Raw genomic sequence first — 9,349 nt, 5'->3', positions numbered from 1 at the left:
GCCACGCTCTGCCATCTGCTGGCGCAGGCGGGTCGTGCGCGCGCGGTATTCATCTTGACTAAATGCAGACACCTGCAGTCCTCCTATCTTGATAATGGCCAATGTCCCGCTTCTTCGAACCGGGACATTGGCCGACGGTGAAACCAGTTAACGCCTGTAAGATGTTTTGCTGAGTTATATAGTCGTTACGCGTGCATCTTGCCTGGAATCCGCGAACAACGGCACTTGTTCGAGACTCGGATCGGCAGAGCCTCCACGTAGGGCTTCAACCCCATTTATCTGCCCCGTTCACATTCTCCCTAAACCAGCTCTTCAAAGACACGTCTCGGCTATGCTCGTTGGATAATATTGACGCGAATGAAGCCATTTCTCTGTTGGGGCGCCATGCTTTCCACCAATAACCGAGCTGGGCATTGCGATGAAGGTCGGGCGCCACCATTCGGCCTCAATCTGCAGGTTCGGCCGAGTTCAACACTGCGCATTGTTCCCGCGTGTTTGATTACGGACCGCTTAGCACCTTCTGCCGAATTTCGCTGTTTTCGTTAAGCATCTTGCAAGCCGCGGCCACGATGATTGGACATATCTCATAGCGTTAGCGATGACGATTTCCACACGATAAACAGACTTCGGCCTCGTTTGCAACAAGTGTTTCGTTTATTGTGGATAAAATCATATGGATCACATTAGGGTAGTCACATAGGATAGTCATAAATGCGGAACGCGGAGCCGGTGTGACCCCTTGATAGGGGTGAGTAGCACCCCAACCTTGGTCCTACCGCTTGCCAGCGACAAACTGCTTCGAGCGTCACTGATGGCACGCTGCGTAAGTGATAATGGCGGTTAGCGCCCCTGGAACCGGGGCGGACGTTTGTCCAGGAATGCTTCGACCGCTTCAACATGGTCCTCTGTATTGTGGCACATGCCCTGAAATGCTGCGCAGAGATCAAGGAAATCAGGCAGGTCCAATCGCCGCGCTGCCTTCAGCAGTCGTTTTGCGAGTCGAAGTGCCTGAGGAGGTTTTCCTGCAATGCTTGCAGCAAGCTGCAGGGCTCGCGACTGCAATTCGGACGCTGCCGCGATCTCAAGGACGATTCCCAGTCGTAGAGCTTCCTCGGCGCGCACCAGACGCCCGGTGAAGATCAGCTCCGCCGCCCTTTGAGGACCGAGCAGATCCTGCAGGAACCAAGCACCGCCATCTCCCGGTACGATGCCAAGATTGATGAACGTGGAGCCGAATACCGCGTCCTCTACTGCAATACGGATGTCGCACATGGTTGCCAGATCGAAACCAGCACCGATTGCTGCGCCGTTGACCGCAGAAATGACCGGGACGTCCAGCCGGTGCATGGCGAGTGCAATTCGTTGGATGCCGCGCCGATAGCGTTCCTGCACCTCAAAGACGTCGCCAGCGAAGCTTCCTCTACGGTCCCGCATGTCCTTGACGTTGCCGCCGGCGGAAAACGCCTTGCCAGCCCCCGTTAAGACCAGGACCGAGACGGCCCCACCGCCATTGATCCAGTCGACCGTCCGCACGATATCGTCGATGAGGGCCGTCCCGGTGAGTTCGTTTCTGACATCGTCGCGGTCCAGCACGAGCATGGCGACACGGTCGCTAACCTCGAGTTTCGAGTCGATCAGTTTTGGCAGATCGGTCATGCCTCAATCCCTTCCTTCTCTACCGACCGCGCTGTGGAGGATGCGGTGAGAAGAATGCGCACATCGAGCACGCTCAGACCGTCGGGATAGGCAAGGATGGGATTGAGGTCGAGTTCGTCGATTTCCGGGCAGGTTCCAACGAAATCGGAAATACTCACCATCAAGTCTGCGAGCGCGTCTCGATCAACCGGCGCTCCCCCGCGCACGCCATCGAGAATCGCTTGCGCCTTGATTTCGTCCAACATCGTAAATGCATCATTTCGTGAGATCGGAAGCGCGCGGAATACCACATCCCTAAGAACTTCGACGAGGACCCCGCCCAGTCCGAACATCATGATGGGACCGTACGCGGCATCGCGTACGACGCCGACGATGACCTCGACTCCCCCCTTGGCCGCCATCGGAGTGACGAGGACGCCTGCAATGTTCGGATTGGTTACTGCAGCCTTGGCATTGGCGACGATCTCAAGGAAGCCACTGCGCACCGATGCGACGTCGACAACATTGAGATGGACGCCGCCCGCCTCCGTCTTGTGCAGGATATCGCGAGATACGATCTTCATTGCCACCGGCTGTGCGCCGAGACGGAGAAAAGCCTCTTCGGCCTCCTTTTCATCGTGAGCCAGCAAAGCCGGAGCGAGATCCAGGCCGAAATCGTGAAGGCTGGCTCGCCCCTCATGCTCCAAAACTACCCGCCTGCCCTCAGCCCTACAGCGCGCAAGAACCTGCTCGAATTCTCTGCCGTGCCCTGCTCGGTTTGGCAGCGGCGTTGAAAAGGCGCTGCCCACCTCACCGTACTCCGCCAGAGCCTGCATGCACAGCACGGCCGTTTCCAGGGAGCGGTGCACGGGGATGCCGGCTCGCCGCATCTCCAGGAGTGGTAACGGCCGCTGATCTGCCTGAAGGGCACTGTACAGGCTGTGAACGACCACTGGCTTGCCGAACCGGCGCGGCATTGCGCCGATGAGGTTCGTAGCATCGATTTCTGCGGCGAGCAGGTCTTCTGAGAAACGGACCGCGTAGCCGCCGTAGAGACCGGATATCAGAAGTCCATCCACCATCAAATCCTGCAAGAGAATCTCGGCGCAAGCGGCGAACACTGACGGATCCGTGTCCGTGCCGCCAGCCACGTCGACTGGATTGGCAACCGATGCGGCCGGAGGGAGCACTGTCGCAAGCCGCCGCCGCGTGTCTTCGCTCAAGGGAGCGAGCACCAGCCCGCGTTCGCACAATGCGTCGGCGGCAATTGTCGCGTGGCCTCCTCCATCCGCCAGAATGGCGAGGCGGCGCGAACGCAGGGGGGGCAGCAGCGAGAGCGCCTCCGCCATCGGCAGGATCTCATCGGACCGATGTGCAAGGATTGCGCCGGCTTGCCTCAGCACGCCCCCGCTGACCGCATATTCGCCAGCCAAAGCGCCGGTATGAGACTTCGCGCAATCGCGTCCGGCACTTGTCCGACCCGATTTGTAGATGACAACTGGTTTCTCTAGCGAGATCCGCCTCAAGGCGTTTAAAAAGCGGCGGCCGTCTTTTAGGCCTTCCACGTAGGCGATCAGCACGTTGGTGTTGGTATCGGCCGCAAAGTAGTCGAGGTACTCGTCGAAGCGGATATCGGCCTCGTTACCGACCCCCACATAAGTGCTCAAACCTACATGCCCGTTGGCTTGAGCTTCGGTGACGAGCGACAGGGCCATGTTGCCGGATTGAGACAAAAGGCCGATGGTACCCTTCCGCAAGTCCGAAAAGCCGACGAGATTGCAGGCTTTGTGACTATTGAACATGCCTGAGGTGTTTGGCCCGATAATCCGCACACCGCCAGCGCGCGCAGCGGCAAGCATTCCACCCTGGAGCCGCTTACCGTCGTCTCCAGCCTCCCCAAAGCCACCCGCCAGAACCACGGCACCGCGCACACCCTTTGCCGCGCATTCGGCGATGACTGAGGGGACCGTCGAAGCAGGAGTACAGACCAGCGCAAGGTCGACAGGCCCCGGCAAGCTCGCCAGATCGGGTAGACACCTAACCCCGCAGATTTCACTCTCCTTTGGATTAATCGGGTAGATCTCCCCGGCATAGCCGTCATCCAAGAGTTTTCTTAGCGACCGATATCCCCTCTTTGCGGGGTTCTTCGATGCGCCGATGATCGCAATGGAGTCGGGGGACAGAATGTTGAAGAGGTCATTCGACGCCATGTTACTCCCCCCGAAAGACCGGGGAACGTTTTTCCGCGAAGGCGTCGACGCCCTCCTGCCAATCGCGCGTAGTCGAACAAAACGTCATGCCCTCAAGCTCAGCAGTAAGAGCAGAGTCGAACGTCTCGTGAGCAGCCGACGCCAACTGTTCTTTGGCAAGCTGCATCGAGAATGGCGCCTTCTTTGACAGTTCGCTCGCCAAAGTGCGGATGCCTGCAGCGAACGCCTCGTCGGGGATACAGCGTGAGGCCAGCCCGATCCTAACCGCTTCCGCTGCGTCGATCTGCCGACCGAAGAAGATCAGCTCACGCGCTTTTGCGAGGCCGACAAGTCGTGGAAGGATATTCGTAACCCCACCCCCGAGGAATGCGCCAAGGCCAATTTCGGGAAATCCGATCCGCGCCGAGGCGGCCATGACCATAAAATCGCAAGCGAGAGCCATCTCGGCACCGGCGCCAAGCGCATAGCCGTTCACGCCCGCAATGATCGGTTTTGGATGTGAGACGAGACGTCTACACACCCTTTGTTCGCTCATCAGATATTGTCGCCTATCGAAGGCCGTGCGACCCGCCTTGTGCTCCTTCAAATCGGCGCCGACACAAAACGCCCGGCCTTCTCCCGTCAGGATAATGACGCGCACGGTCTTGTCGCGTTCCGCCTCATCAAGAGCCGCCAGGACATCATCGTATAGTTTCTGCACCATTGCGTTCAGGCGGTGCGGGCGGTTCAGACGAATTTCGGCGATACCATTCTGGATTTCGTAGGCAACCGTTTCAAACATTATGTACTTCCCTATTACCCCGCTGGACGGGTGATCACGGTTGGCGGACACGATAACAGAGGCGATTTGATTTGCAACACATGTTTCAAAATTGCACTAGTGAGCTGCGTGGATCATTTTGTATCCTAATGAGAGGTCGACACGAGCAGGAGCGCGCGTCTTTGCACATACTCGGGGGAAGAAACACGATTGGCTCAGGAAGACTGATCGAAATTGGACGGCCGACCGCAATTTGCGTTGCGCCCAATGGCGGACGGCTGACCAAGGCTGATCATCCTTCCTTACCGCTCGGGCCAGCCGATCTGGCGCGGACGGCCCGGACGTGCCTCGATGCGGGAGCCTGCCTTATCCACGTCCATGTGCGCGATCGGGACGGCCGCCATGTCCTAGATGCGTCTGCAGATCGGGATGTCATTGAGGCCATCGGCTGCACCGTGGGCAATGAAATGATCGTTCAGGTCACGAGCGAGTCGCTCGGTCGCTAAACACCGCAGGAACAGATTGCTGTCAAAATGGAAACTCGGCCGGAGGCCGTTTCGCTGGCGCTACGAGAATTCGTAACCTACGGAAGCTTATGAAACGGAGTTTGCGGCGCTCTGTGTATCAAGAAGCCCTCCTTGACTTGGCCTCCCTAGAGCCAACGCCAGCCGACCTACGTAATGCATGGCAGGAAATGTGATTCTCCTATTCTGGGAACGCGCCGATGACGAGAGGGCCTTCCGCGCCTTCCTCACAGTGAACTTTCGTCGGCTACAAGGGAGCGCACCATGGGGGGGCAAGCTCCTGTCGAATCCGTGTCGCTGCGTTTCAAAAGAAGAAACAGCGGTACTCGGGTCAGGAGAACGCGCCTTGGCCCAAAGTGTAACATATGTTGCGCATGCTATAACGCTGCGCTAGGTAGGAGTCATGGCTGACGGACCTCTTTCAGAACGATTGATCGCCAGCTTCGACACAATGTCGGAGCAGTTCCAATTGGCGGCGCGCTATATCATCGACCAACCACATGACGTCGCGCTGTTGTCAATGCGCGACCAGGCGCGTGTCGCCGGGGTCCAGCCCGCTACCATGACACGATTGGCAAAGCATCTTGGTCTCACAGGTTACGACGAGCTTCGCGAAATCTATGCCGAGGCCGTTCGCAGCGGCGACGTCGGATTCGCCGGAAAGGCCGGCGTACAAGCGATCGCTCAAAAGCGTAAAGGCGATCATGGTATTGCGCGCGAAATTCTCCGGGGGCAAGCGGCCGAGATTCTCCATCTGGCCGAGTCTCAACTTGATTCAATAGTATCAACGGCAAGACGCCTTGCGTCCGCCAAGTGTGTCTTCTGCATCGGATTGAGATCGAGCCACGCAACTGCTTGGCATCTGCACTATATTCTTTCGATGATTAGGGAAAAGTCGGTCATGCTCGATGCGGTCGGCGGCACCGGTTCGGACGCGCTGGCCCGTGCCTCCCGCAATGACGTGCTCTTCGCGACAAGCGTGTTCCCATATACGCGCGCCACGGTTGAGATCGCTGAGTATGCGCATCAACACCGCATTCCTATCGTCGCCGTCACCGACAGCGAGGTGGCCCCGCTGGCCCGAATCGCCGACGATGTTGTTCTTGTCCAGACGAAGAGTCCCTCGTTTTTCCACACGATGACACCAGCGTTCGCGGTGGCTGAAGTGTTGGGGGCGTTGGTCGCCGGACAGGATGCGCAGGCCGCGCGTGACTCGCTACTCCGGTTCGATGCTCATCTTGCGGATTTCAGCACACACTTGAAATCGAGAACTTGGACACGGGAAGTCCGCCCGTCCCCGTCGGCCTCTTCGACGACAAAGAAAATGGATGGCAAGAGGCGCAAAGCGGTCATGCCGAATCAGGCGTGATGTCGATGCATTGCAGCCTACGACCGGCTCCATCTCCTTGTGCAAGGCGTATCGACTGTCGTCATGCGGCCGCCGCTGGCCTACAGCGGACTGGCATGAATGAGGATGTCGCGCCCTGGCTCGCAACTTCGAAGCAATTCTGTCTACGAAAGCAGTCCGCTGGTTCGACGCGGTACGCTGGGACATTCTCGGCAAGGCTGCTCTGGGACCATCAATCTGAAAATCCGAAGGCAGCCTCTGTACGCCTGTTGCGAGGATTGAACTCCTGCTGTTTCCTCTGTGGTGGAGCTCTATCGGATGAGGCCCACCCAGGAGCAAGAGATGCTGATGTGTTGCAACGCGATCGACTAAAGCACTAATGCGACGGGTGTGAAGGCGTGTGGTTTCTGCCGAGGCCACATCCACGATCTGCGGAAAATGCACTGCGTCGGCACGTGTCGAGCATTCCGCTCATGTTATAGACGGTTCCGCGCCGCCTCTCTATGCGACTCTGGGAACTTTCCTTTATCAACCAAAAACAGCCACGGGTCGTTGGATGCGCTGAAGCCCGTATGGCGGCATCAACATCAAATCAGCCTTAGCTGCCTTTGGTTGATAAAGGGCCGCGTACGATTTCGCACTGCTCTTGTTCCGACCCCTCCAGCAACGGGGCCGGACAGGGTACCAGACACGCCTCCTGCCCGCTTGACAAGCTCAGCGTGCGGATCGCCGAAGCGCAGAAGAGAGCAGGCCCGCATCCTCAAGCACCTCAAAATCCGGCGGGTCGCGCAGCGTGTCGAGCCCGAATTCTAGGACGTGTGGACTCTTGGGATTCCCAAGGCTGAGCAAATCAGTTTCAAGGCTGTCTTTTGAAGGCAGCAATGAGTGTTCTCGACCCTCTGATTCTTCGTGACGATCAGTGGGAGCGCATGTCGGCGCACATTATCGGCGACCAGCGGACGCGAGGATCGTCGGGCCGCGACAACCGGATGTTCGTGGAAGCGGTGCTTTGGAACGTGCGCACTGGGTCGCCCTTGCGTGATCTGCCCGATGCTTTCGGGGACTGGAACAGCGTGTTCCGCCGTTTCAGCTGGAGCCACAAGGGTGTCTGATGGCGCATCTTCGCGGCGATGTCGGACGATCCCGATTTTGAGTATCTGATCGTTGATTCCACCATCATTCGCGCCCACCAGCACGCTTCGGGGGCCAAAAAGATCCCATGAGGCGACGGGCGGCGGAACTCAGGTAAGGTTTCGGGGTCCGACAGCCTAACTTTGGAGACGTCTCATGAATCTCTCATCCGTTGCTCTGCCGCCCGTCGACAAGAAGACTGTCACAATTTTCATGGCACTGGAATTGAGTAAGTCGACCTGGCTTGTGGCCCTGCACTCGCCGGCGGTCGACAAGATCAGCCTGCATCGCCTGCAAGGAGGTGGGGCTTATGGCTCTCATTGAACACCGGCGCGAACAGGCGCAGGCCGGCTTGACGCGTCCAGTTCGGGTAATGTCGTGCTACGAGGCCGGCTACGACGGTTTCTGGCTGCATCGTTTCCTGTGCGACCGCGGCATCGACAATCGGGTTCTGGACGCGGCTAGCATCCTGGTCGACCGCCGGTCACGCCGCGCCAAGACGGACCGCCTCGATGCGGCGGCGCTGCTGCGCACGCTGATGGCGCTGGAACGTGGCGAGCCGAGGGTTTGCCGGGTCGTGCGCGTCCCGAGTCTCGAGCAGGAGATCGATCGCCGTCGCAGCCGGGAACGGGCTCGGCTCGCCAACGAACGCGGCCAGCATTCGAGCCGCGTCAAGGGCTCTTGATGACCCAGGGCATCCGCGACTTCAAGCCAGCCAGACCGGACTGGCGTGAGCAGCTGGAGACGCTGCGCACGGCAGACGGGCGGGATCTGCCGCCCTGCCTGAAGAACGAGATCAAGCGCGAGTGCCGCCGCTTGTGGCAAGTGATCGAGATGATCATGGAGGTCGAGGCTGAACAGGGTCAGGCCGCCGAGACCACAGCTTCCGTGATTGTCCAACTGAGTAATCTGCGTGGTATCGGCCTGACGATCGCAAGCGTAATTATGAACGAGGTGTTCTTCCGCGATTTCCAGAACCGGCGTGAGGTCGCCGGTTATCTCGGTCTTGCATCCAGCCCTCGGAGCAGCGGCGCCGTCAGCCGCGATCAAGGCATCCAGAGATCGGGCAATCCGCGAGCGCGACGAACCGCCATTGAACTTGGCTGGCTGTGGCTTCGCCATCAGCCCGATAGCGGTCTCGCGCGCTGGTTTCATGAGCGCGTCGGCGCCGGCAAAGGACGCATCCGCCGCACCGTGATCGTCGCCTTGGCGCGCAAGCTGATAATCGCCTTGTGCCGGTATCTGACCCAGGGCCTGCTGCCGGAGGGCGCCATGACCAAGGCCTGACGAAAGAGTTCGACGCGAGGGCGGCCAACGTCACCCGCGACGAAGCGGGATGGATGTGGACCGACGCCCCCCAGCGCTGTTTAACGCCGTCAAAAAAGATGGGTCCCATCCTCCCCGGCCTCGCCAAACTTGCCCGTGCATGCGGGATATGGGTGCAGGCTCCACCCGAGCCGACCGGATATGAGGTGATGTGGACTTGTTCCGCAATTCGCCGCGAGGCGATCCCGACTGCGTTCGAAAGTGACTAGGCCGTCACCACTACCATTTGACACCATGTGCCTCATATGAGGGGGTCTGAAGATCAGGCCCTTGGTCGTTCGCGCGGTGGCCTGAGTACCAAGATCCACATGGCCGTCTGAGGCCTTGGATGTAAGCGCCAAGCTGACCCCATCTGGCGCGGCTTGAGGTGATGAGCGAGACATACTGACACTGAAGCAAGGAGCCGAGGAGCTTG

7 protein-coding genes and 2 pseudogenes are annotated in these 9,349 nt (G+C 59.0%); 6 read left to right on the top strand and 3 right to left on the bottom strand.

From position 1 onward, the window contains the following. Nucleotides 1-840: 840 nt before the first annotated feature. Genes NKH80_RS29925 through NKH80_RS29915 form a run of 3 tightly spaced genes read right to left on the bottom strand, consistent with a single transcriptional unit; the run spans nucleotide 841 to nucleotide 4,626 of the window. Nucleotides 841-1,656 (bottom strand): enoyl-CoA hydratase-related protein, encoded by an 816-nt coding sequence (locus NKH80_RS29925; RefSeq protein ID WP_352995615.1) that lies wholly within the window; start codon nucleotides 1,654-1,656, stop codon nucleotides 841-843. Continuing rightward, a complete protein-coding gene (locus NKH80_RS29920) occupies nucleotides 1,653-3,845 on the bottom strand; it encodes an acetate--CoA ligase family protein (RefSeq protein ID WP_352995613.1) in 2,193 nt (730 codons plus the stop codon). Before NKH80_RS29920 ends, NKH80_RS29925 begins: the two co-directional genes overlap by 4 nt. 1 nt (nucleotide 3,846) lies before the next feature. Next, a complete protein-coding gene (locus tag NKH80_RS29915; RefSeq protein ID WP_352995611.1) occupies nucleotides 3,847-4,626 on the bottom strand; it encodes an enoyl-CoA hydratase/isomerase family protein in 780 nt (259 codons plus the stop codon). A gap of 203 nt (nucleotides 4,627-4,829) precedes the next feature. Between NKH80_RS29915 and NKH80_RS29910 the strand changes: the two are divergent. The 6 genes and pseudogenes from NKH80_RS29910 to NKH80_RS29885 all read left to right on the top strand — a co-directional run. Further along, nucleotides 4,830-5,223, top strand: a pseudogene (locus tag NKH80_RS29910) (3-keto-5-aminohexanoate cleavage protein); the annotation flags it as partial. A 309-nt stretch (nucleotides 5,224-5,532) separates the two neighbouring features. Beyond that, the gene (locus NKH80_RS29905; protein WP_352995608.1) at nucleotides 5,533-6,498 is read left to right on the top strand and encodes a MurR/RpiR family transcriptional regulator; all 966 of its coding nucleotides are present in this window, start codon (nucleotides 5,533-5,535) and stop codon (nucleotides 6,496-6,498) included. Nucleotides 6,499-7,358: 860 nt separating this feature from the next. Further along, a pseudogene (locus NKH80_RS29900) lies at nucleotides 7,359-7,691 on the top strand (transposase); the annotation flags it as partial. A 73-nt stretch (nucleotides 7,692-7,764) separates the two neighbouring features. Then, nucleotides 7,765-7,932 (top strand): hypothetical protein, encoded by a 168-nt coding sequence (locus tag NKH80_RS29895; protein WP_352995606.1) that lies wholly within the window; start codon nucleotides 7,765-7,767, stop codon nucleotides 7,930-7,932. Further along, nucleotides 7,919-8,293, top strand: coding sequence for a hypothetical protein (locus NKH80_RS29890; RefSeq protein ID WP_352995603.1), 375 nt, complete (start codon nucleotides 7,919-7,921; stop codon nucleotides 8,291-8,293). The genes NKH80_RS29895 and NKH80_RS29890 overlap by 14 nt, the downstream gene beginning before the upstream one ends. Next, nucleotides 8,293-8,895 (top strand): transposase, encoded by a 603-nt coding sequence (locus NKH80_RS29885; protein ID WP_352995601.1) that lies wholly within the window; start codon nucleotides 8,293-8,295, stop codon nucleotides 8,893-8,895. Before NKH80_RS29890 ends, NKH80_RS29885 begins: the two co-directional genes overlap by 1 nt. Nucleotides 8,896-9,349 lie beyond the last annotated feature (454 nt).

The organism is Mesorhizobium sp. M0904, from assembly GCF_040319475.1.
In the GTDB taxonomy this organism is placed as follows: Bacteria; Pseudomonadota; Alphaproteobacteria; order Rhizobiales; family Rhizobiaceae; genus Mesorhizobium.
Note: the sequence above shows the minus strand (reverse complement) of the source record. Positions and strands in the feature narration are given on the sequence as shown.